Here is a 23,015-nt window from a genome sequence, read left to right as displayed (position 1 = left end):
CTGAGTCTAGCAGTACCTTCCGGTGATCAAGCAAGCCGCCGATTCAGGCCAATGCTAGAGGGGCGCTTAAGCTTCGACGCTGCTCCACTGCTTGCTCAGACGCTTGTCGGAGACTGGCAGCTTGGTGCCCAGCTGCTGAGCGAACAGCGAAACGCGGTACTCCTCCAGCAGCCAGCGGTACAGCACCAGCTGCGGGTCGCGTTTGCCTTCCTGGCTGTGTTTGCCCAGGCGTGCCTGGTACTGCTCCCAGTAACCCGCCAGCTCGCTGCTCCACACGCGGTCGCGCTGCACCTGGCCGGCGATCTTGTCCAAGCGTTGTTCGATTGCCTTGAGGTAGCGCGGCACTTCTTTGAGCCACTGCGCCGGGGTTTCGCGGACGAAACCGGGATACACCAGATTGCTCAGCTGCAGCTTGATGTCATTCAGCGCCATGGCCTGAGCCAGGTCGATCTTGCCTTTGAAGCGTTTCTGCAGGCTGTGCCAGAGCTTGAGGATTTCCAGGGTCAGCTTGGCCAGGCGTTCGGCCTCGCCGGTCCAGTCGCCACGCTTACGCTCGGCCAGAGCCGCCAAGCCAGCACCGTCGCGCGGCAGCGGCTCGCTGCCTTCAAGGATGCAGCTGTCGAGGCTGGCCAGCAGGATATCCTCAACCAGCGCATCGACCCGGCCCATATCACGGTACAGCAGCGCCAGCTCGGTCAAACCCGGCAACTTGCCGCGCAGGAATTTGGCTTGATCGCTCAGTTGCTGCAGCAGCAAACGCTGCAGGGCACGGCGATGCTGAAACTCGGCTTCGGCCAGGGTCGGGAAGCGCCCTTCCTTGACCACACCCGCTTCTTCCACCAGCGCCGGGTAGACGGTCATGGACAGACCCGCAACCTGCTGCTGGGTCTTCGCCGCCACTTCGCTAAAGGCCTTAGCCTCTACCGGTTGCTGGCTCTTGGCGGTTTTCGGCAGGGCTAGACCGGCCTGGGTGGCCTCGCTGAAACGCGCGGTCAGCTCGGCCAAGTCGCGGCCCTCGCCCAGGGGTTTGCCCTGGTTGTCGACCACTTCGATATTCATCCGCAGATGACCCTCAAGCTGCGCGGCGGACTCGGCCCAGGCCTCGTCGCTGACCCGCGTACCGGTCATGCGCGTCAGCTCGCGGCCCAGGGCCTCGGGCAGGCTGCCGTCGGCAAAACTGATCTTGCCCAGGGCGGCGCCGACAAAATCCGGCACCGGCACAAAGTTCTTGCGTAGCGCCTTGGGCAGGCCGCGCACCAGGGCCATGCACTTGGCCTCCAGCAGACCCGGCACCAGCCATTCCAGGCGCTCAGGCGGCAGTTGCGGCAACAACGGCGCGGGCACGCGCAGGGTCACGCCGTCACGCGGGTGGTTAGGCTCGAAGTGATACGAAAGCGGTAGGGTCAGTTCGCCCAGACGCAGGGTGTCCGGGTACTGCGCAGCGGTGACTTCCTTGGCATCGCGGGCGAGCACATCCTCTTCGCGCATGATCAGCAGCTGCGGATTCTTCGCGCTTTCCGTCTTGTACCAGCTGTCGAAGGTGGCGCTCTGGTAGATGTTCGCCGGCAGGCGCGCCTCGTAGTAGGCGAACAGGGTTTCCTCGTCGGCGAGAATGTCGCGCCGGCGTGCCTTGGCTTCCAGTTCGTCGAGTTTTTCCAGAAGCTGACGGTTGGCCGTCAGGCACTTGGCGCGCGAGTTGATTTCGCCGCCCACCAAGCCCTCGCGGATAAACAGCTCGCGCGAGGCCACGGGATCAATCGGACCAAAATGCACCGCACGGCGGCCGACCACGATCAGGCCGTACAGGCTGATTTGTTCATAGGCCACGACCTGGCCGCGCTTCTTCTCCCAGTGCGGTTCCAGGTGGTTTTTCTTGATCAGGTGACCGGCCAGCGGCTCAATCCAGTCTGGCTCGATCTTCGCCACCATGCGCGCAAAGAGCTTGGTGGTTTCCACCAGCTCGGCGGCCATCAGCCAGCTGGGTTTCTTGCGACCGATCACCGAGGATGGGTGCACCCAGAAGCGCCGCTGACGGGCGCCGAGGTAATCGCCGTCTTCAGTTTTCTGGCCAATCTGGCTGAGCAAACCGGCGAGAATCGCCTTGTGCACGGCGGCGTAGCCTTTGGCGCGTTGGGCGGCTTGATCTTTTTCGGCCAGTTCTTTTTCTTTCTGAGCCGCTGACAGCTGGCGATCCGCAGCTATCGCGGCTTGACCTGCAGATTGCTGATCGCGAGCAAGCTCGCTCCTACCCGGCGCTTTATTACTAGGCGAAAGCTGCAAATCACGGGTAATCAGTACCAACTGACGATGCGCATCGCGCCACTCGCGCAGCCTGAGATAGTTAAGAAAGTTCTTCCGGCACCAGCTGCGCAGCGCACTGGAACCCAGAGTCTGGCGCTGTTCCTCGAAACCGCGCCACAGGTTGATCAACGCAGCGAAGTCGGAATCGACGTCCTTCCACTGCGCATGGGCCTGGTCGGCAGCCTGCTGACGGTCGGACGGGCGCTCGCGCACATCCTGCACCGATAGCGCACTGGCGATAATCAGGATTTCTTCCAGACTGCCCTGCTTGGCGCCTTCGAGCACCATACGGCCCAAGCGTGGATCCACAGGCAGGCGCGCCAGCTGGCGGCCCAGCGGCGTCAGTTGACCTTCGCGGTTAACCGCCGAGAGTTCCTGCAACAGGTTGAAGCCATCGCTGATGGCCTTGCCATCCGGCGGCTCGATAAAGGGGAAGGCCTCGATCTCGCCCAGGCGCAGATGCAGCATCTGCAGAATCACCGCCGCCAGGTTGGTGCGCAGAATTTCCGGGTCGGTAAAGGCCGGGCGGCCGTTGAAGTCTTCCTCGCTGTACAGGCGGATGCAGATGCCTGGCTCGACCCGCCCGCAGCGGCCCTTACGCTGGTTGGCGCTGGCCTGGCTGATGGCCTCAATCGGTAAACGTTGCACCTTGGCGCGGTAGCTGTAGCGGCTGATGCGCGCCGTGCCGCTGTCGATCACATAACGGATGCCCGGCACGGTGAGCGAGGTTTCCGCAACGTTGGTGGCCAGGACGATCTTGCGCGCGCCCATGGGCGCGAAAATCTTCTGCTGCTCGGCCGGGGTCAGGCGCGCATACAGCGGCAGCACTTCAGTCAGGCGCAGGTTGGCCTTACGCAACACCTCGGCGGCATCACGAATCTCGCGCTCGCCGGGCAGAAACACCAGCACATCGCCGGGTCGCTTGCCTTCGGTTTTCTCGAAGGCGCTGATTTCATCCAGGGTGGCGAGGATCGCCTGATCGACGGAGAGGTCTTCCTCGACGCGGTTGCCGTCTTCGTCCTGCTCAGCCGCCAGCGGCCGGTACCAGGTGTCCACCGGGAAGGTGCGGCCGGACACCTCAACAATAGGTGCGCCGCCGAAGTGCTCGGAGAAGCGCTGCAGGTCGATGGTCGCCGAGGTGATGATCAGCTTCAGGTCAGGGCGACGCACCAGCAGGGTTTTCAGAAAGCCCAACAGGAAGTCGATGTTCAGACTGCGTTCGTGGGCTTCGTCGACGATGATCGTGTCGTACTTTTCCAGATAGCGGTCGTGCTGGGTTTCGGCCAGCAAGATGCCGTCGGTCATCAGTTTGATCAGGCTGCGCTCGTTGCTCTGGTCCTCGAAACGCACCTGATAGCCGACCAGCTCGCCCAGCGGCGTGCCAATTTCTTCCGCTACTCGGGTGGCCACGCTGCGCGCGGCCAGGCGCCGTGGTTGGGTGTGGCCGATCAGTCCATGTATGCCACGGCCCAGTTCCAGGCAGATCTTCGGCAACTGAGTGGTCTTGCCTGAACCGGTTTCCCCAGCGATAACCACCACTTGGTGCGCGGCGATGGCGGCTTTAATTTCATCGCGCTTGGCGGCAATCGGCAGCGCATCGTCGTAACGCATCGGTGGCACGCTCAACCGGCGCGCCTCGACCTTGGCACGGGACGCCTCGAAACGCTGCAGCCACTGCGCCAGCTTGGCTTCGTCCACCGGCGTCTGCTTGCGCAGCTCATGCAACTGGCGGCGCAGGCGATGACGGTCGCCCAGCAGGGTCTGGTCGAGATTTTTCAGCAGTTGGTCAACGGCGGGCGTGGCGTCGGTCATCGGGTAATCGCGGGATGGGGTCAAGGGGACGAGCAGGAAGGCGGCGATTGTCGCATTTTTGCCTAGGGGAAAACGACCAAAGGACAGAAAGCAAAAAGCCCATCGGTGATGGGCTTTTCTACTGCGGGAGAGGGCTTAAACGGCGGACACGTCGTCAGCCTGCAAGCCTTTCTGGCCCTGGGTCACGGCGAACTCGACCTTCTGCCCTTCGAGCAGGGTGCGATGACCTTCGCCACGGATCGCACGGAAATGCACGAACACGTCCGCGCCGCTCTCGCGCTGAATAAAGCCATAACCCTTGGAATCATTGAACCACTTGACGGTGCCTGTCTCGCGCTCAGCCATTACCTGTATCTCCAGCGTGCAGTTTTTATTGTTTGGCGCGGCCTGCAGGCGAGTGCCCGGCCATCACCGAAGGCCGAGTATAAAACAGCGTTTATGCCTGAAAAGGTCTTTTTGCCGGCAGGCTACAGGCCATACAGGACAAGCTATGCAGCGATATTTACGGAGAAGAAAGCAGGCAACAGGATGGGCTCACCGTGCAACGGATAACCCACCCCAGGTTCAACGCTAGTCGCGCTCAGACCACATCACGCCACCAGTGGCCCAGTCGCCCTTTTTCACTTCCTCGAAGATCACATCCACCGCGCTGGCATCGCAGCCGAGCACCTTGGTTGAGGCGTCGGTCAGGGCTTTGGCGTACTCGCGCTTGATCTCATCGCTGCGACCTTCGAATATTTTGACCAGGAGGGTAGGCATCTAATTAATCCTCATAACGGATGAAACAGGACTGGTTAGATCGGTCACGGCGATCCGCTTGGCGCATAGGCGCGCGGGCATTATCTGACCGGGAAGACAGAAAAACAAAGGGCCGCATCAAGCGGCCCTTTGCAGGTACAGACGGGTTTAGAACCTATTCCAAGGCTCGCGAGCTAGAGCCATGCAAGGCAAAAACAGGCGAGGAAGCGGAGTGTACGGGTGTACATGAGCATTCCGAGCCTGTTTTAACGCAGCAGGGCCGACGCGCAGCAGACTTTGAACAGGTTCTTAGCCGTGCTTGCGCCGACGCCACAACCACAGCGCCAGCACGCCGAGGGTCAACACCAGCGGCACCAGAGCGATATTGAGGAACTTGAGCGTGCTGCCCAGGGCCTCGATATCGGCATTCAACTGGTAACGCACGTCGCGTAGCTCCTTGCGGATCGCCAGTTTCTGCTGCACAAACTGCTGCACCGCAGCCTGTTGCTCGGGCGTCAGCTCCAGGGCTTTGCTCGGGTCCTGGTTCTGCTGCAGAGCGGCAAGCTTCTGCTCGGTATCAGCCAGTTGCGTTTGCAGGGCTTGCTCCTTCTCGCGGAACTGCACCTCGGCGTCACGCTGAATGGCGTCCACCACCTCGAACGGCCGGGTGAAGCGACCGCGAGAACGCACGCTGATCAGCGCTTCGGAGCCGGCCAGGTTGTCCAGGGCGTTGATCGCGAAACCGGCATTGTCCGCCCACGGCTGCGGAATACGCTGACCGAAGAAGTCCTGCACCTGCACCCACATGCGGTCGGTGAGCATGTCGGTGTCGGCCACGACGATCACGTTGATGTTGTCGGCCTGTTTGAGGCCATCCTTCTGCCCTTCGATCCCCTCTGGGAAAGCCGTTTGCGCCGGGCCGCTGATACGCGCGGCCAGGGTGTAACGCTCGCCGGTGGGTTTGAGTTCGCGAATCAGCTCTTCCGGGTTGGCCAGCATGCCGAAGCGTTTGACATCAAACGGCATGGCGTACTGCGAGCTGCGCACCAGCGGGATGAACTGGGTTTTCGCGCCGTCCAGCGGCTCCAGCATGCCGGCAGTGGCCACCGTGATGGTTTCCAGCGAAGCGGTGCTGATGTCGTCCTTGTCCAGGGCATTCTTCGGCAGGCTCAGCCAGGCAGCGTGACGCACCGGGCGCTGGCCCTCGCCCATGCTCACCGACATGGCATATGAGCCGTCGCCCAGCACCTGATCCGGCACCATGCGCAGGCCCCAGGCCTTGAACAGCGCGGGCAGATCGGACGCTTTGTCGATGACCATCTCGCCGGGCATTTCGGCCTGGGTATCGGCCTCGCTGAACGGGTCGACAAAGGTCAGCAACTTGCCGCCGCGCAGGACGAACTGGTCAATCGCGTACAGGGTCTGCTCAGGCAGCTGCTTAGGGTGGATCAGCAGCAGTACCGAAACCTTTTCAGGGATCAGGTCGACATCACGCTTGAGGCTTTCGATCTGGAACAGCTGACGAATCTCCTCGATCAGCATCCAGGCCGGTGTCGGCTGCCGCGCGGCCATGTCGAAACCGCCGTTGACCTGCAAGCCAGACAGTACGCCGACAACCGGGCGCTCGGGCTTGGCCAGGCTCTGCACCAGACGGCTGAGTTCGTATTCGAGGAACTCTTCCTGATCCAGGGCGAAAAACGGGATCACCTGGGTCAGGCCTTCGGCATTCTTGCCGGCCAGGCCGAAGTAGATCGAGTCGCCGCCCTGCTGCAGCGGAATGCCCTGCAAGCCGAACTCGGCGGCTTTGTCTTCGTCCTCGGAAAACGGCGCCGGGTCGATAATCGTCAGCTTGAGCTTGTCGCCCGCCTCACGCTGATAAGCCTTGAGCATTTCCTCGACGCGCTTGGCGTAGGTGCGCAGCGCCGGTAGGTCCTTGGTCGCGGTGTCGGAGTAGAAGAAGTTCAGCTCCACCGGCTCATCCAGCTCGGCAAGAATCTGCTCGGTGCCGCTGGAGAGGGTGTAGAGCTTCTGCTCGGTCAGATCCAGACGCACGCCGCTAAGGCTGACGCTGGAGAACAGGTTGAAGGCGAGAAACGCCAGGGCAATGAGTGCAAGCCCGGCGCTGGAAACCATCAGCTTTTTCATGGGCGGCCTCAGTCAGCTTTCTTCAGGTCGATAACCACCGCTGTCGCCGCCAACCAGGCAGCAATCAGGGTGAGGAAATACAGCAGGTCGCGCAGGTCGATCACGCCCTTGCTGATCGCATCGAAACGGGTCAGGAAGCTCAGCGAAGCCACGGCATCCACCAGCCACTGCGGCGCCCAGCCACTGAAACCGTCGAGCACCATGGGGAAGCCGCTGACGATAAACAGGAAGCACACGCTGACGGCCAGGATAAAGGCGATTACCTGGTTTTTCGCCAGGGCCGACATGCACGAGCCAATCGCCAGATAAGCACCCGCCAGCAGCCAGCTGCCGATATAGCCGGTGATGATCGCACCGTTGTCCGGCTCACCCAGGTAATTGACGGTGATCACCATCGGGAAGGTCAGCAGCAACGCCAAACCGGCAAACACCCAGGCGGCGAGAAACTTGCCAGTGACCGCGTCGAAACGGGTGATGGGCAGGGTCATCAGTAGTTCGATGGTGCCGCTCTTGCGCTCTTCGGCCCACAGGCGCATGGCAATTGCCGGCACCAGAAACAGATACAGCCAAGGGTGGAAATTGAAGAACGGTGCGAGATTGGCCTGGCCGCTCTCGAAGAAGCCGCCGAGGTAGAAGGTGAACACCCCGGACAGCACCAAGAAAATCAGGATAAACACGTAAGCCAGCGGCGTGGCGAAGTAGCTCGCCAGCTCGCGCTTAAAGACCACCGACAACTGACTCATACCACCTCCCCACGGGTCAGGCTGCGGAACACTTCGTCCAGCCGCCCGCGTTCGACATTCAATTCCTTGACCTGCCAGCCGCGCTCCGCGATCAGCGCGTTGACCTGCGGGAAGATCACTTCACCCGGTTTGGCGAGGATGCTCAGGCTGTGTTCCAGGGTATTTTCTTCCACCCCGGCCACGCCCGGCAGCGCAGCCAGCGCGGCCTGATCGAGCGGCTCGGCAGCCACCAGGGTGACGGCCTGGTGATAACGCGAGCGGCTCTCCAGCTCCAGCGGCGTGCCGTCGGCCAGCAGCTTGCCGTGGGCGATCACCACCGCGCGGGTGCACACAGCGGACACTTCTTCGAGGATGTGGGTGGAAATGATCACGATCTTGTCGTGGGCCAGGCTCTGGATCAGCTTGCGCACTTGGTGCTTCTGGTTGGGGTCGAGGCCGTCGGTGGGTTCGTCGAGGATCAGCACCTTGGGATCATGCAGAATCGCCTGGGCCAGGCCGACGCGACGCTTGAAGCCTTTCGACAGAGTTTCGATCGACTGTTCCAGCACGGCGTCCAACTCGACCTGAGCGACTGCTTTGGCCACCCGCTGACGCTTCTCGGCGCCCTTGAAGCCGCGCACCTCGGCGATAAATTCGAGGAAGCTGCGCACCGTCATATCACCGTAGCACGGCGCGCCTTCGGGCAGATAACCGATCTGCCGCTGGGCCTTGAGGGTGTCTTTCTGGATATCGAAACCGAGGATGCTGGCACTGCCTGAAGTCGGCGCGAGAAAGCCGGTGAGCATCTTCATGGTGGTGGATTTGCCGGCACCGTTGGGGCCGAGAAAGCCCAGCACTTCACCGGGCTTAACACTGAAGGACAGGTCGTCAACAGCCGTGTGCTGCGCAAAACGCTTGGTTAGGTTTTTTATTTCGATCATGGCCTCTCACCATTGCGGTAACAGACCCTGCTTGCAGCCGGGCAGGCGCAAGCCGGGCGCGCTTAAATGCCGGGGGAATATAAGGAGTCACGCGCAGGCAGCGCAAGCGAAGAACCGGCGGGTCATGTATCTGTTCGCTACAGCGCTGCTCGCCCAAGCGAGCAGCGCTGGTAAGGCCAGAGATTAGAGGGTGCCACGCAGGGCTTTTTCAAACAGCTGACTGTATTGCGCAGCGGTAAAGGCAATCGGGTTGGTGCCGGCAGAGGGGTCGACCTCAGCCATCTGTCCAACCTGCTCGATGCGCGCGTCATCAATGCCAATTTCGCTCAGGCTGTGCGGGATACCGACCTGCTCACGCAGCGCCATCACCCACTCCAGCACGCCCGTAAAACCTGGCTTGGCCAGGTTCAGATAGCGAGCCATTTTCTCCATCTGCGGCTCGATACGTTCGCGGTTAGCAACCAGCACGTAAGGCATCAGTACTGCATTGAGCAGGCCGTGGTGGGCGTCGTACAGCGCACCGAGCGGATGGGCCAGCGCATGCATGGCGCCCAGGCCACGCTGGAATGCGGTGGCGCCCATGCTCGAGGCCACCAGCATCTGTAGCCGCGCTTCAACATCGCTGCCCTGCGCCACCGCGCGCGGCAAATACTGCTGCACCAGGCGCATGCCTTCCAGGGCAATACCTTCGGCCATGGGGTGGAACAGCGGTGAGCAGAACGCCTCCAGGTTATGCGACAGCGCATCCATACCAGTGGCGGCAGTGATGTTGGCCGGCAGGCCGAGGGTCAGCTCGGGATCGAGGATCACCAGCGCCGGCAGCATGCGCGCGTGGAAGATAATGCGTTTGATATGTACGGCATCATCGGTGATCACCGAGGCACGACCCACTTCAGAGCCGGTGCCGGCGGTGGTCGGCACCGCCACCACCGGGGCCATGCCGGCAACATTGACGCGGCTGCAGTTGTCGCCGATGTCCTCGAAATCCCACAAGGGCCGATCCTGGCCGACCATCAGGGCGATGGCCTTGCCGGCATCCAGCGCCGAGCCGCCGCCAAAGGCGATCACCCCGTCATGCTTGCCGGCTTTGAATGCGGCCACCCCGTCCATCACGTTCTGTCCGGTGGGGTTGCCCTTGATGCCATGAAACAAGCCGGCCTTGAGGCCATCGTCGCGGCAATGCAACAGCGCGCGGTCGATCATCGGCAAAGTGGCCAGGCCAGGGTCGGTGACCAGCAGCGGTGCGCTCATGCCCAGTTGCCGGCAAGCCGCTGCCAGCTCGTTGATGCGGCCCACACCGACGCGCACCGAGGTCGGGTAATTCCAGTTCATGCGGTAATGATTCAGGTCCATGGCGCGCCTCACAGCTGAGTTTTGAAGTGGAAGGATTTCGGCCGGGTGACATGCTCGAAGCCGACGCTGGACAGGGTGCAGCCGCGCCCGGAGTTCTTCACCCCGGTCCAGGCCAGTGCAGGGTCGAGGTAGTCACAGCGATTGAGAAACACCGTGCCCGCCTCTACCCGTTCGGCCAGGGCCATGGCGGCATCCACGTCACGGCTGAAGATCGCGGCCGTCAGGCCAAACTCGCTGTCGTTCATCAGCGCCAGGGCTTCCTCGTCATCCTTGACCTTCTGGATGCCTACCACTGGGCCGAAGGATTCTTCGGTCATCACCCGCATGCCGTGATTCACGTTGGTCAGCACCTGCGGCGCCAGATACTGCGAGCCTGGATGGTCCATAGCAAAGTCGGCCGGCACCAGATGGGCAGTGGCGCCCTGCTCAATGGCATCGTGAATCTGCCCACGGACGAAATCCGCCGCCTCGGCGCGCACCAGTGGGCCTAACGTGGTGTCCGGGTCATCGGAGCGGCCGAGTTTGTACTGTTTGACCAACGCCACCGCCTGCTCGACGAAGGCGTCGTAGAGCGATTCGTGCACATAAATGCGCTCGATGCCGCAGCAGGATTGCCCGGAGTTGAAGAACGCCCCATCAATGGTGGTTTCCACCGCGTGGGCCAGATCGGCGTCAGCACGAACATAAGCTGGATCCTTACCGCCCAGTTCCAGGCCGATGCTGAGAAAGCGCCCCACCGCCACCCGTTCGACCATGGTGCCGCCGGGCACCGAACCGGTGAAGGCGACGTGGGCGATAGTCGGCGCCTGGATCAGCGCCTCGGTTTCACCGTGGCTCAAGTGCAGGTACTGGAATACTCCGTCCGGCAAGCCAGCTTCGCTGAAGGCTTCGACCATACGCTCGGCGCACAGCGGGGTTTGCGCTGAATGCTTGAGCAGCACTGCATTGCCCGCCAGCAGCGCCGGCATCACCGCGTTCACTGCAGTCAGATAGGGGTAGTTCCAGGGGGCGATCACCAGCGCCACACCCAGCGGTTCACGGCGGATAAAACGGATAAAACCGGGCTTTTCTGGCACCTGAATATCGGCCAGGGCGCTCTCGGCAATGTCCGCCATATAGCTGGCCCGCTCGACAAAGCCGCGCACTTCGCCTGCGGCATAGCGGATCGGCCGGCCCATCATCCAGCACAGCTCTTCAGCCAGCTGGGTTTCCTTGGCGGCGAAGGCCGCAATAGCCCTGCGGCCGATGGCGATGCGCTCGGCCAACGGGGTGGTCTTCCAGGCCTGCTGCGCCAGCTCGGCCCTGGCTAGAGCCGCCTGAATTTCGGGGTTGGAGGCCAGATGACGCTCGACATACACAGAGCCATCGATGGGGGAAATGCATTGCAGTTTGCTCATTGAAAAGACTCCATAAGCCCAATCAGCCGGGGCCGCGCGCTAGATAATTTCGAAGTAGCGATCCAGTTCCCAGTCGCTGACATGACGGCGGTATTCGCGCTCTTCCCACTCGCGGCTGGCGGCGAAATGCTCGACGAACTCATCGCCAAACAACTCCCGCGCCGCCGTCGAAGCCTTCAGCCGTTGCGCCGCATCCCACAGGGTGCGCGGCAGGGCCAGCTCTTCCGGGTGCTTCATGGCGTAGGCGTTGCCTACCACCGGCTCGGTCGGCTCCCACTGCTGCATCACGCCATACAGACCGGAGCCGAGCGCCACCGATAGGGCCAGAAACGGATTGCCGTCCGCCGCGCCGAGGCGATATTCCTGACGCTGGGATTTATCGCTCCCGGGGATTACCCGCAACGCAGCAGTACGGTTTTCAACACCCCAGGTGGCATCGGTGGGCGCCCAGAAACCGGGAATCAGCCGCCGGTAGCTGTTCAGCGTTGGCGCGACCATGCAGAGGAATTCCGGCATCAGGCGCTGCTGGCCAGCAAGAAAGTGACGCTGGATCTTGCTCATGTTGTGCGCCTGGCTCGGGTCATAGAACGCCGACTTGCCGCTGGCCAGATCACGCAGCGACACATGGATATGCCCGCTCTGCCCCGGATATTTGCCCGACCACTTGGCCATAAAGGTGGCCATCAGGCCGTTGCGCTGGGCAAGCACCTTCATAAAAGTCTTGAACAGCGCGCCCTTGTCGGCTGCGGCTTCGGCACGGTCATAGGCAATCGCCGCCTCCAGCACGCCGGGGCCGGTTTCGGTGTGCAGGCCTTCGATGGGGAAGTCCATGCGCTCGGCCATTTCCAGGATCTCGTGGTACAACTCGGCATGCACCGAGTTGCGAATCATCGAGTAGCCAAACCAGTCCGGCGTGAACGGTTTGAGATTGCGAAAACCCTTCTCGCGGGCCGACTCCGGGGTTTCATCGAACATGAAGAACTCATATTCCAGCGCAGCAAAGGCATCGAAACCCATGGCTTTGCAGCGCTCAATCACCCGGCGCAGGGTGCCGCGTGGGCAGACCTTTTCCGCTGCCTCGGCAAACTCGCAGATAAAAAGCAGCATACCGTTCTCGAAGGGTAAGTCGCGGCAGGTATGAGGCAGCACCCGCACCGGCGCATCCGGGTAGCCGGTGTGCCAGCCGGTGTATTGAGCGTTGTCATAGAGCTGGTCCTTCACGTCCCAGCCGAGCACCACATCACAGAAGGCAAAGCCGCTGTCGAGGGCAGAGAAGAATTTGCTGCGGCTGAGGTATTTGCCGCGCATCACGCCATCGTTATCGAACACCCCAACCTTGATATGGCTGAGGCCGCGCTCTTCGACAATACGCTTGGCATCCTGAACGGTTTTCACGTCTCGCGGATTGAGCATAAATGCACCTGTCTATTGTTGTTATGGCCGACATCCGGTGTCAGTCCTGCAGGCAACAACAGCGTCTCAAGCGCATCCCCACAACCACTACACAACGCGCCCTGACGACTACACAACGCCTGTTAGAACACCCGGCAAAAAGCTCCATCAGTGTGGTACAGGTTTGCCAAGTTGGCTGGTCAATTAGGCAAAACAACTCGCACGCGTTGCATCACAGATGACGGCAGGCACTGCTCTGCTGTAAAAGCACAGATCACCGTCCGCCGAACACTTGGCTGCATGCGCCAGGTGGCCGCCAGAAGCCATACCGGAGATTGTTTGAACCCGATGCCCCGCACCCTGCCAGCGCCCGGCCAGACTCGGCATCGCACAGCAGTTGCCGCCGCAGTTGCGCTGGTACTCGCTGCCTGGCTTGCGCCTACGGCCTGCTTGGCACGTGACTGGCTGATCTACACCCACAGCCTGGATAGCCAAGCCGTACTGATCGACGGCCAGTTACGCGGACGCGAACATGCCGGCAAGCGGGCGTTCTTTCTGGAGCTGGTGCGCGAGTTGCTGACTGATATGGCCGAACCGCTGCCAATCCAGGAAGTGCCCTTGGCGCGTGGTCTGGCGCAACTGCAACAGCGTGACGATGTGGTGCTCTTCAACCTTGCCAAAACCCCGGAACGCCTGCCGCTGGCGCACTGGGTCGGGCCCATCTGGGAAGAGACGGACTGGCTCTACGAAAACAGCCAACGGCCCACCGGTATCCACAACCTGGAGGATGCCAAGAACCTGCCGGTGTGCGTACTCAACGGCAGCTCCCATGACGAACGCCTGACAGCCATGGCGTTCACCCAACTAAAGCGCAACAACACTTACAACACCTGCTTCAGCATGCTCGCAGCCGGCCGGATCGCGCTGGTTGCCTCGGCTGACTCAGAGCTGGCGCAGAGGCTGCGCGAGGCGGGCGTCGCGGCCGACAAGGTGCGCCCAAGCGCCGTGCAACTGGGCCGCGATGAAGGCTTTATCGCCCTGTCCCGTGGCATGCCGGAGCAGGACATCGCGCGCTGGCGCGCTGCTTTGCAACGTGTGCAGCAGGATGGTCGCTTCCAGGCCCTGCACAATCGCTACGCGCACTGACTGAGCCGCCTGCCTGCCACGCAAAAAAATACGCCCGCATCTTGCGCTGCAGGCGTAAGTTGCAAGCAACACAGCACTAGCCGCGATAGGGCGCGCCGGCCTTGGCCATGAGTGCGTTGTACTTCTTGAAGATTTCCACCACACGGGCGCAGCGTGGGCTGGTCTTGGCGATTTCATCCCAGAACACCTGAGCTTCGGCCTCAACGGTGGCCCACTCATCGGCCGGGATTGAGGTCAGCTGTAGCTTGCCGCCCTCAACCCGCAGTTGCGCTTCACCGCCCCAGTACCAGTGCTGGCGGTAGTAGTTGGAGCTGTCCATGCACAGTTTGAACAGGGTTTTCAGGTGCTCGGGAACCTCGGCCCATTTGTCCGAGTTGGCGAAGTAGGAGCCGCACCAGGCGCCCGAGATGTTGTTGGTGAGGAAGTACTTGGTCACGTTGGCCCAACCGACGGTGTAGTCCTCGGTGATGCCGGACCAGGCAATGCCGTCCAGCTCTCCGGTCTGGATCGCTACCTCGACATCTTCCCAAGGCAGGGTCACCGGGATCACGCCAAAGCGGGTGAGGAATTTACCCGCAGTGGGAAAGGTGAAAATGCGCTTGCCCTTGAGGTGCTCAAGCTTGGTGATCGGCTCGACCGTGGCGAAGTGGCACGGGTCCCAGGCGCCTGCCCCGAGCCAGGTCACGCCTTTGACCTCGCCATAGGCTTCGGCCCAGATTTCATTGAGCCCGTATTGGTTGAACAACACCGGAATATCCAGGCTGTAACGGGTGGCAAACGGGAAGTAGCCGCCAAAAACCGAGATATCCACGGGCGCGGCGATGGAGTCGTCATCGCTTTGTACCGCATCGATGGTGCCCTTCTGCATAGCGCGGAATAGCTCGCCGGTGGGCACCAGTTGGTCGGCGTAATACAGCTGGATTTCCATCTCGCCATTGGCGGCCTTGTTGAAGGCATCAATGGACGGTTTGATCACATGTTCGCCCAAGGCAGCGCCGGCATAGGTTTGCAGGCGCCAGACGATTTTCTTTGGCTCGGCGGCGTAGATATGCGCCGACCCCAATGCCGTTGCCCCTGCTGCCCCGGTTGCTACCGCGGCGGTTTTCAGAAAACTGCGTCTCGTACTCATGCTGTTATCTCCAGGCTTGTCGATTCAGATGGCATACAACCGCACTGCCTGACCCACGGGGCGCTGGCAGGGTTTTCAGAGGGGCAACCTGTACCTGATGACTCACAAGCCCTTGAGGATTGCGCACGGCATCAGCGGAACGGCACCGTAGCAATCCTCACTGGCTTTATCGGTACGACTGCGCTGGCCTACAGCTGAAATTCATGTGCTTATCCGCCGTAATGCCACTGCGGCAACCACAGGGCGATCTGCGGAAAGACCATGACCAGCACCAAGGCCAGGATCATGATCAGCACGAATGGAGTCACCGAAACGTAGATGTCGCGCAGCGAGACTTCCGGCGGAGCCATGGCGCGCATCAGGAACAGGTTGTAACCGAAGGGCGGGGTCATATAAGCGATCTGGCAGGTGATGGTGTAAAGCACGCCATACCAAACCAGATCAAAGCCCAGTGCACCGACCAGCGGGATATACAAAGGAGCGACGATTACCAGCATGGCGGTGTCATCAAGGAACATGCCCATCAGGATGAACGACACCTGCATCAGGATCAGCACTTCCCAAGGCCCCAGGCCGAGGTCTTCGAGAAACAGCGCTTCAATCGCTTTGACCGCACCGAGGCCGTCGAACACCGCGCCGAAGCACAGCGCGGCGAGGATGATCCACATAAACATGCAGCTGATACCTAGCGTCTTGCGCAGGGTTTCCTCCATCACGCTGCGGGTTAAACGGCCCTTGACCAGCGCCATCAGGGTGGCTGCCGCAGCGCCAACCGCCGAGCTCTCCACCAGGCTGGTGATGCCCATGAGGAACAGCCCGGTCATGCAGAAGAAGATAAATAACGGCGCAATGCCGGCCCTGAGCAGCAGCAGCTTCTCGCGCCGGCTGATCTGCCCACGTTCCTCTTCGGATAAAGCCGGCCCCAGCTCGGGCTGCAAGCGGCAACGGATGGCGATATAGAGAATAAACAGCCCCGCCATCAGCAAGCCGGGAAACACCCCAGCCAGCCACAGCTGGCCGACCGGCTGGCGGGCGATCATGCCGTACAGCACCAGCACCACGCTCGGTGGAATAAGGATGCCCAGCGAGCTGCCAGCCTGAATCACCCCGGTGACCATGATCTTGTCGTAACCGCGGCGCAGCAGCTCCGGCAGCGCGATACTGGCGCCGATGGCCATGCCGGCCACACTCAGGCCGTTCATGGCCGAGATCGCCACCATCAGGCCGATGGTACCGATGGCCAGGCCGCCATTGAGCGGGCCCATCCAGACATGGAACATCTTGTAGAGGTCTTCGGCCAGCCCAGATTCGGAGAGCATATAGCCCATAAACACGAACAACGGCAGGGTCAGCAACGGATACCACTTCATCAGTTTCATGGCCGCACTGAAGGCCATTTCCGAACCGCCATCACCCCACAACAACAGGGCGGCGGCCACGGCAACAAAACCAATGGCACCGAATACACGCTTGCCGGTAAGCAGCAGCAACATCATCGAGGAGAACATCAGCAGGGCGATCAGCTCGTAATCCATTACAGCGTTTCCCCCCGCGCGGCGGCGATGTCCTTGAACAGGGTAGCGATGGCCTGTAGCAGCATCAGGGCGATACCGATGCACATCAGAATCTTGATCGGCGCCATGGGTGGCGACCACGACGAGTAGCTGGTTTCGTTGTACTCAAGGGCGTACTGAGTTGAAGAAATACCGCCATAGAGCAAGAACACTAGGTAGAAAATCAGAAAGCCTATGGTGATCACATCGACGACTGCACGAGTACGTGGCGACCAGTTGCAATAGAACAGGTCCATGCGCACATGGGCATCGAGCTGCATCGAATAGGCGCCGCCAAGCAGGAAGTAGGCGACCATCAGAAACTGCGCCGACTCCAGCGTCCAGGCGGCCGGCACAAAGAAGGTCTTGCTGATGGAGGAGTACAGCAGCACGCCGAGAATGGCGAAGATCAGGTACATGGCGAAGCGCCCGACAACGCGGTTGAGCGCCTCCACTGCGTGCACAAACAGCCTGATGGCCTTGGGCATACCGCACCTGCCGAATAATTGTTATTCCGAGAGCCTAGACCAAGATGGCGTAAAGCCAACTGGCACCGACAGCGTTAGCACAAAGCACGCCAGCTCTTTTATGCAGCCAATCTCTCTCGAAATATCAGCAGCTTAGTGTGCAGTCAAAAACTGCGGAAAACTCCGGCTAGCCCTCTAGAAAGCCCATCAGCACCGCGACGGTGCGCGCGGGGTCCTCTTCTTGGGGCACATGCCCCAGGTCGTCGAACAGCACCAGGCGGCTGCCCTGGATATCGCGTTTGAAGCGCTCGGCGTTGTCCGGCGGAATCAATTCATCGCGGCCGCCCCAGATAATCAAGGTCGGCACCTTGAGCTCAGCGATGCGCGTGAAGCCCTGCCCGGCTTCGGCCTGGATAAAACGCTGACGCAAGGCTTCACGGTTGCCGGCACGCAAGGTCAGTTCGTAGTAGCGGTCGATCAGTTCATCACTGACCTTGCTCGGGTCGCCATAGACGTTGCGAATGCTCGCCTCGATCATCTGCCGGGGCAGCAGGTTGGCCATTAGCGGCGCCAGCGCGGGGGTCTGCGCCAGGCGAAAACCGATGGGAATGGAGGTGGCATTGCGCGGGTAACCGGCAGCATCCACCAATACCAACCGTTCGACCCGCTGCGGATGGTCCAGGGCAAACTGCCAGGCCAGTTGCCCGCCAAAACTGTTGCCCGCCACCACCGCTCGCGGCACCTGCAACTGGTCCAGCACATGGGTAAGGAAGGCGCTGTAGTGGGACATACGGTAATCGCCATCGGGGAACGGTCCGGTCAGGCCAAAACCCGGTAGATCGAGACTGATCACCCGACGCTTAGTCTGCAGCGCTGCTACCCAGCCTTCCCAGGTGTGCAAGCTGGCCGAGGTGCCGTGCAGCAAAACAATCGGCGCGGGGTCATCCCGTGGGCCCTGATCACGCAGATGCACGAGCATGCCATCGATGGCCAGAAACTCGGATGGCGGCAAGGCCCAGCGTGGCTTGAGGTCGGCAAGGGAGCGATCCGGCGCCCAGTTCCAGGCAACCGCAGCGGCCAGGCTGATCAGCAACAGCAGAACAAGGGATACGGATATCTGCACAACACGTTTCATAGTCGGTACCTGATGGCGGGGCACTGGCAATACTAGCCAACGACGCGGCGCTTGCCTGCTGAGTGCTCTGCATCAATGTGGGGTGCCCGCGTACCAGCCAAAGCGCAGACGAAAAAAAGCCCCGATGTGCCGGGGCTTGAGGAGTGTTGCGCCGTTTTGCGGCGCACACGATAAAATGGGGTATTAGACCAGGCTGGTCAGCGCATCACGACTAAACGGCAGAATGTCCTGCTCGCGGCCATCACGCACCTTGACCGCCCAATCCGGGTCGACCAGCAGAGCGCGGCCCACGGCCACCAAGTCGAATTCCTGCTTGTTCAAACGCTCCAGCAGGTTTTCCAGGCTGGCCGGCTCGGCGACCTTGTCGGTGTTGACCATAAACTGCAGGAACTCGCCGTCCAGGCCGACGCTGCCGACGGTGATGGTTGGCTTGCCAGTCAGCTTGCGCGTCCAACCCGCCAGGTTCAGCTCGGAACCGTCGAACTCTGGCTCCCAGAAACGCCGAGTCGAGCAGTGGAAGATATCCACGCCGGCGTCAGACAGTGGCCTGAGGAAGGCTTCCAAGGCTTCCGGGGTTTCCACCAGACGAGCGCTGTAATCCTGCTGCTTCCACTGCGAGAAACGGAAGATGATCGGGAACTCTGGGCCTACTGCGGCGCGTACCGCCTTGATCAGCTCAATGGCAAAACGCGAACGCTGCGCTAGGTCACCGCCGTATTCATCGGTGCGCTGGTTGCTGCCGGCCCAGAAGAACTGGTCGACCAGGTAGCCGTGGGCACCGTGGATTTCCACGCCATCCATGCCGATAGCCTTGGCATCTTTGGCGGCTTGGGCGAAGGCGGCAATCACCTCGTTGATATCGTCCTGGGTCATGCCGTGCACAACCACATTGCCTTCTTTGATTTTCTCGCTCGGGCCGTAACCTGGCACGCCGGCGTCCGGCTCGGTGCCCAGCTTGCGCACATTGCCCACGTGCCACAGCTGCGGAACGATCTTGCCGCCTTCAGCGTGCACCGCCTCAACAACTTTTTTCCAACCGGCCAGGGCGTCTTCACCGTAGAAACGCGGCACATTCGGGTAACCGTTGGCAGCCTTGTGACCAACCGTGGTGCCTTCGGTGACGATCAGGCCAACGCCGGCAGCCGCGCGGCGACGGTAGTACTCGATGACCTTGCTGTTGGGTACGCCGCCCGGGGAGAAGGAACGGGTCATCGGCGCCATGACCACGCGGGTCGGCAGCTCCAGGTTGCCCAGGGTAAAGGGTTGGAACAGCGCTTTAACGGGATCGGTCATCATCATTCCTCGGGGCGGCCAGAGCGCCGCTACTGGTTAAAGGGGTGAGGCCTGCAACAACAGCTGCAGGCGTTGGATAAAGTCAGTCAGGGCGCGGGTATTGTTCGCCACCTTGAGTCGGGTCAACGCGCCTTGCCAGGCATTGGCGATAAAGCTCGCCAGGTTGCGGCAATCCTCATCGGCAGCTAGCTCACCAACCGCCTGCGCCTGTTCCAGACAGGCCTGCAGGGTGTCCGCCGAGGCCTGCAGAATCGCATCGACCTGCGCGCCTAGAGTCGGCGACAGCTCGGCCATCTCGAAGCTCAGGCTGCCAATAAAGCAGTGGTATTCCAGACGTTCCTGGCGAGCGAAGTGCTCCACCAGTTCGGCGTAATAACCGAGGATGCGCTCGCGCGGACTCAAGGCAGGATTGGCCAGGGCTTCGGCATAACGCGCCAGGCGTGGCTGATAGACCTGCTGCAAGGCCTGCAGGGCAAAGTCTTCTTTGCTGGCGAAGTAGTGATAAAAGGAGCCTTTCGGCACCCCCGCCGCCTGCACGATTTCCTGCACGCCGGCGCCGTGATAACCACGACGGGTCATCACCTCGGCGCCTTTGGCGAGGATCAGGTCACGCTTGTCGAGTCGAATGCTGGAGTTCATGCCGGCAAGAATATGACCGGTCGTCTCGCCTCGCCCAGCACTATTGATTTGCGTGATTATCAGTAAGAAGCAGAGCGGGTTTTAGAAACGACAAAGCCGCGAACAGATCGCGGCTTTGTGGGCAGGCGTGAGCCTTAATCAGCGCTGCAAGCGCTGACTTGGCTTATTAGCCGCGAGCAGCCTTGATCACTTCAATATAGGGTTCGGCAAAGCGTTGATCCTGGATCAGCGCGATAAAGTCATTGCCTTGGGCATCCTTGGCATTCAGGTCGTAGCCAGCGGCGACAAAGAAGCCGACAAAGCGCTCGAAGTCATCGATACGCAGGCCGCGGTAGGCCTTGACCAGCTTGTGCAGCGACGGTGGCGTGGCATCGGCCGGTTCCACACTGAGGAACAGCTTGATCGGCTCGTCACCAATCTCTTCGCCAATCACCTGTTTCTTGTCTTTACGCATCACTCACTCCAGCTAACCAGGCCACACGGGGGCGGCAGTGTACCTCTGGGGCGGGCAAGGGCTCAACGGATGCCGGGCAACCACAGGGTTTAACACGCGTTGAGGCTGGCGCACAGCCGACTTAGGTCAACACAGCCCACCGCACTCAAACCCTATACTGCGCCTATCGAGTTGGGAGTCATTATGTCGCTGCCCTTACCGCCGCTGTTCTCCGCCTGGCGCCAGACCCTGCGCGCCGGCTATGGCTGGAAAAACCTGCGCAGCGACCTGAGCGCCGGTTTAACGGTGGGAATCATCGCCATTCCGCTGGCCATGGCCCTGGCAATTGCCGTCGGTGTGGCGCCGCAGCATGGTCTGTATACGGTGCTGGTGGCCGGCACGCTGATCGCTCTGTTTGGTGGTTCGCGCTTTAACGTCTCCGGGCCGACCGCCGCCTTCGTAGTGATTCTACTGCCGGTCACTCAGCAATTCGGCATCGGCGGCCTGCTGCTGTGCACACTGATGGCCGGACTGATCCTGATTGCCCTCGGACTGATGCGCGCCGGACGCTTGATCGAGTTTATCCCTTACCCGGTTACGCTGGGTTTTACCGCCGGCATCGGTATCGTCATCGCCACCCTGCAGATCAAAGACCTGTTCGGCCTGCAGCTCAGCAGCCAGCCGAACAACTACATGGAACAGCTCAATGGCCTGCTACACGCCCTGCCCAGCCTGCAACTGGGCGACAGCCTGGTGGCGCTGGTCTGCCTGGCGACTCTGCTGATCTGGCCACGCTGGGTGCCGAAAATACCCGGGCATCTGGTGGCGCTGACAGTCGGCGCATTGCTTGGGCTGCTGCTGGAAAGCCTGCAGATTCCCGTGGCGACCCTTGGCGAGCGCTTCAGCTACAGCCTGGATGGCGTTGAGCATCCGGGTATTCCACCGTTTCTGCCGAGCTTTATCTGGCCCTGGCACTTACCGGGGGCCGATGGCCAACCGCTGGTGGTGAGCTTTGAGCTGTTCCGCCGACTGCTCGCCCCGGCCTTTGCCATCGCCATGCTCGGGGCGATTGAATCGCTGCTCTGCGCGGTGGTTGCCGATGGCATGACCGGTAGCAAGCACGACCCCAATGGCGAGCTGATCGGCCAGGGCATCGGCAATCTGGTAGCACCGCTGCTCGGCGGCATCACCGCCACCGCCGCGATAGCCCGTAGCGCCGCCAACGTGCGCGCCGGGGCTTACTCGCCGCTGGCCGCTATCGCCCACGCCGGCGTAGTACTGATAGCCATCCTGTTTCTCGCGCCCCTGTTCAGCTACCTGCCAATGGCGGCGCTGGCGGCCTTGCTGCTGGTGGTGGCGTGGAATATGAGCGAGCCGCGGCATGTGCACCACACCCTGCGCATCGCCCCGCGCAGTGATGTGCTGGTGCTGCTGACCTGCCTGATTCTCACCGTGCTGTTCGATATGGTGCTGGCCGTGGGCGTCGGCCTGCTGTTGGCCGCCGGGCTGTTTATCAAACGCATGAGTGACCTGACCGACACCGAAGCGCTGCCCAAGCACTTCCACCAGGCGCTTAATGACCTACCCGAGCATGTGCTGGCCTATGCCATTCGCGGGCCGCTGTTCTTCGGCGCAGCGGAAAAGGCCCTGAGCGTACTCAGGCGCTTTACCCCTGGAGTGAAGGTGGTGATCGTCGATATCAGCGCCGTACCGCTGCTGGACATGACCGCCATTGCCGCACTGGACAATGTGCTGCGCGACTATCGCGAGCAGCACGTCGCGTTGGTGCTGAGCGGACCGACGCCGCAGGTGCGCCTGCAATTGCGCCGCGCCGGGATAGTACGCGTTGAAGGACAGCTGGCCTATGTACGCGATCTGGCCCAGGCCAGGGAAAAGGCGCTGCGCTGGCTGGCACCAAAGGTCGATGGGGAATCAGCGGGCTAGATAAATTGCGCGTGCATCCAGGCCTGGTATTCGGCCACACCAGGCTCGCCTTCACGCGGCGCCCAGCTGGCCTGCTCGCCCTCGCCCACTGGTTTGTAGGGCCCGGCTTTGCACTCGAACAGAATGCTATCGGCTTCCAGCACCACCAGGGCGTGAAACACCCCAGGCGGCAGGTCAACGCCAACACAGGCACCGCCCGCCTCCAGCACGCGCTTATCCAGCACCTCACCGGCGTCATTGAAAATCAGCAAGCCAAGGCGACCTTTAAGCACCAGCAGCGCTTCGGCCTTGTCCGCCGAGAGATGACGGTGCGGCGGGATATAGGTATTCGGCTGTAGCCCGACCGCCATGCGATGGCAAGGCTCGTCCATCTGGTGAAAATTATGGTGCTGGCGTTGCCGTGGGCTGGCCGCCGCTTGCTCGGCCAGTGCGCCGAACAGGGTCTGATCAAGAAAGCGCGGCCCACTCATACGTC

General features: G+C 61.5%; 19 protein-coding genes. 2 read left to right on the top strand and 17 right to left on the bottom strand.

What is annotated here, in order from left to right; genetic code table 11:
- Positions 1-66: 66 nt before the first annotated feature.
- From hrpA to BLO50_RS08985, 9 genes are all read right to left on the bottom strand, one after another.
- Positions 67-4,113 carry an ATP-dependent RNA helicase HrpA gene (gene hrpA, locus BLO50_RS09025; protein ID WP_090251543.1) on the bottom strand — a complete coding sequence of 1,349 codons (4,047 nt, stop codon included), beginning with the start codon at positions 4,111-4,113 and terminating at the stop codon, positions 67-69.
- Between the two features lie 135 nt (positions 4,114-4,248).
- Complete coding sequence (locus BLO50_RS09020) at positions 4,249-4,458, bottom strand: cold-shock protein (protein WP_090251540.1); 210 nt, start codon at positions 4,456-4,458, stop codon at positions 4,249-4,251.
- Positions 4,459-4,683: 225 nt separating this feature from the next.
- Positions 4,684-4,872, bottom strand: coding sequence for a 4-oxalocrotonate tautomerase (locus BLO50_RS09015; RefSeq protein ID WP_090251538.1), 189 nt, complete (start codon positions 4,870-4,872; stop codon positions 4,684-4,686).
- Positions 4,873-5,160: 288 nt separating this feature from the next.
- A complete protein-coding gene (locus BLO50_RS09010) occupies positions 5,161-6,996 on the bottom strand; it encodes a GldG family protein (RefSeq protein ID WP_090251535.1) in 1,836 nt (611 codons plus the stop codon).
- 8 nt (positions 6,997-7,004) lie between these two features.
- Positions 7,005-7,739 (bottom strand): ABC transporter permease subunit, encoded by a 735-nt coding sequence (locus tag BLO50_RS09005; protein WP_090251533.1) that lies wholly within the window; start codon positions 7,737-7,739, stop codon positions 7,005-7,007.
- Complete coding sequence (locus BLO50_RS09000) at positions 7,736-8,659, bottom strand: ABC transporter ATP-binding protein (RefSeq protein WP_090251530.1); 924 nt, start codon at positions 8,657-8,659, stop codon at positions 7,736-7,738. Before BLO50_RS09000 ends, BLO50_RS09005 begins: the two co-directional genes overlap by 4 nt.
- A gap of 183 nt (positions 8,660-8,842) precedes the next feature.
- Positions 8,843-10,012, bottom strand: coding sequence for an iron-containing alcohol dehydrogenase (locus BLO50_RS08995; RefSeq protein WP_090251528.1), 1,170 nt, complete (start codon positions 10,010-10,012; stop codon positions 8,843-8,845).
- Between the two features lie 8 nt (positions 10,013-10,020).
- Positions 10,021-11,409, bottom strand: a complete 1,389-nt coding sequence (locus tag BLO50_RS08990) for an aldehyde dehydrogenase family protein (protein WP_090251525.1) — start codon at positions 11,407-11,409, stop codon at positions 10,021-10,023.
- A gap of 39 nt (positions 11,410-11,448) precedes the next feature.
- Positions 11,449-12,822 (bottom strand): glutamine synthetase family protein, encoded by a 1,374-nt coding sequence (locus BLO50_RS08985; protein ID WP_090251523.1) that lies wholly within the window; start codon positions 12,820-12,822, stop codon positions 11,449-11,451.
- Between the two features lie 318 nt (positions 12,823-13,140).
- Between BLO50_RS08985 and BLO50_RS08980 the strand changes: the two genes are divergently transcribed.
- Positions 13,141-13,947 carry a substrate-binding periplasmic protein gene (locus BLO50_RS08980; RefSeq protein ID WP_167354449.1) on the top strand — a complete coding sequence of 269 codons (807 nt, stop codon included), beginning with the start codon at positions 13,141-13,143 and terminating at the stop codon, positions 13,945-13,947.
- A 76-nt stretch (positions 13,948-14,023) separates the two neighbouring features.
- Here BLO50_RS08980 and BLO50_RS08975 read toward each other — a convergent pair whose 3' ends face one another.
- The 7 genes from BLO50_RS08975 to BLO50_RS08945 form a co-directional block, all read right to left on the bottom strand.
- Positions 14,024-15,076, bottom strand: a complete 1,053-nt coding sequence (locus BLO50_RS08975; RefSeq protein WP_090251518.1) for a TRAP transporter substrate-binding protein — start codon at positions 15,074-15,076, stop codon at positions 14,024-14,026.
- A 209-nt stretch (positions 15,077-15,285) separates the two neighbouring features.
- Entirely contained in the window at positions 15,286-16,611 is a 1,326-nt protein-coding gene (locus BLO50_RS08970) for a TRAP transporter large permease (RefSeq protein ID WP_090251515.1), read from the bottom strand.
- The gene (locus tag BLO50_RS08965; protein ID WP_090251513.1) at positions 16,611-17,117 is read right to left on the bottom strand and encodes a TRAP transporter small permease subunit; all 507 of its coding nucleotides are present in this window, start codon (positions 17,115-17,117) and stop codon (positions 16,611-16,613) included. The genes BLO50_RS08970 and BLO50_RS08965 overlap by 1 nt, the downstream gene beginning before the upstream one ends.
- A gap of 166 nt (positions 17,118-17,283) precedes the next feature.
- A complete protein-coding gene (locus BLO50_RS08960) occupies positions 17,284-18,231 on the bottom strand; it encodes an alpha/beta fold hydrolase (RefSeq protein ID WP_090251511.1) in 948 nt (315 codons plus the stop codon).
- A 183-nt stretch (positions 18,232-18,414) separates the two neighbouring features.
- Positions 18,415-19,524, bottom strand: coding sequence for an NADH:flavin oxidoreductase (locus BLO50_RS08955; RefSeq protein ID WP_090251509.1), 1,110 nt, complete (start codon positions 19,522-19,524; stop codon positions 18,415-18,417).
- A 36-nt stretch (positions 19,525-19,560) separates the two neighbouring features.
- A complete protein-coding gene (locus BLO50_RS08950; RefSeq protein WP_090251506.1) occupies positions 19,561-20,163 on the bottom strand; it encodes a TetR/AcrR family transcriptional regulator in 603 nt (200 codons plus the stop codon).
- 166 nt (positions 20,164-20,329) lie between these two features.
- The gene (locus tag BLO50_RS08945; RefSeq protein WP_090251504.1) at positions 20,330-20,617 is read right to left on the bottom strand and encodes a PA4642 family protein; all 288 of its coding nucleotides are present in this window, start codon (positions 20,615-20,617) and stop codon (positions 20,330-20,332) included.
- Between the two features lie 183 nt (positions 20,618-20,800).
- Here BLO50_RS08945 and dauA point away from each other — a divergent pair, with 183 nt between their 5' ends.
- The gene (gene dauA / locus BLO50_RS08940; RefSeq protein WP_169852836.1) at positions 20,801-22,540 is read left to right on the top strand and encodes a C4-dicarboxylic acid transporter DauA; all 1,740 of its coding nucleotides are present in this window, start codon (positions 20,801-20,803) and stop codon (positions 22,538-22,540) included.
- Here the strand turns inward: dauA and BLO50_RS08935 are convergent.
- On the bottom strand, positions 22,537-23,010 hold the full coding sequence (locus BLO50_RS08935; protein WP_090251501.1) for a WbuC family cupin fold metalloprotein: 474 nt from the start codon (positions 23,008-23,010) through the stop codon (positions 22,537-22,539). The genes dauA and BLO50_RS08935 overlap by 4 nt on opposite strands.
- Between the last annotated feature and the right edge of the window lie 5 nt (positions 23,011-23,015).

Source organism: Pseudomonas peli, assembly GCF_900099645.1.
Taxonomy (GTDB): Bacteria; Pseudomonadota; Gammaproteobacteria; order Pseudomonadales; family Pseudomonadaceae; genus Aquipseudomonas; species Aquipseudomonas peli.
The sequence above is the reverse complement of the archived record's forward strand: the minus strand, read 5'-3'. Positions and strand labels throughout refer to the sequence as shown.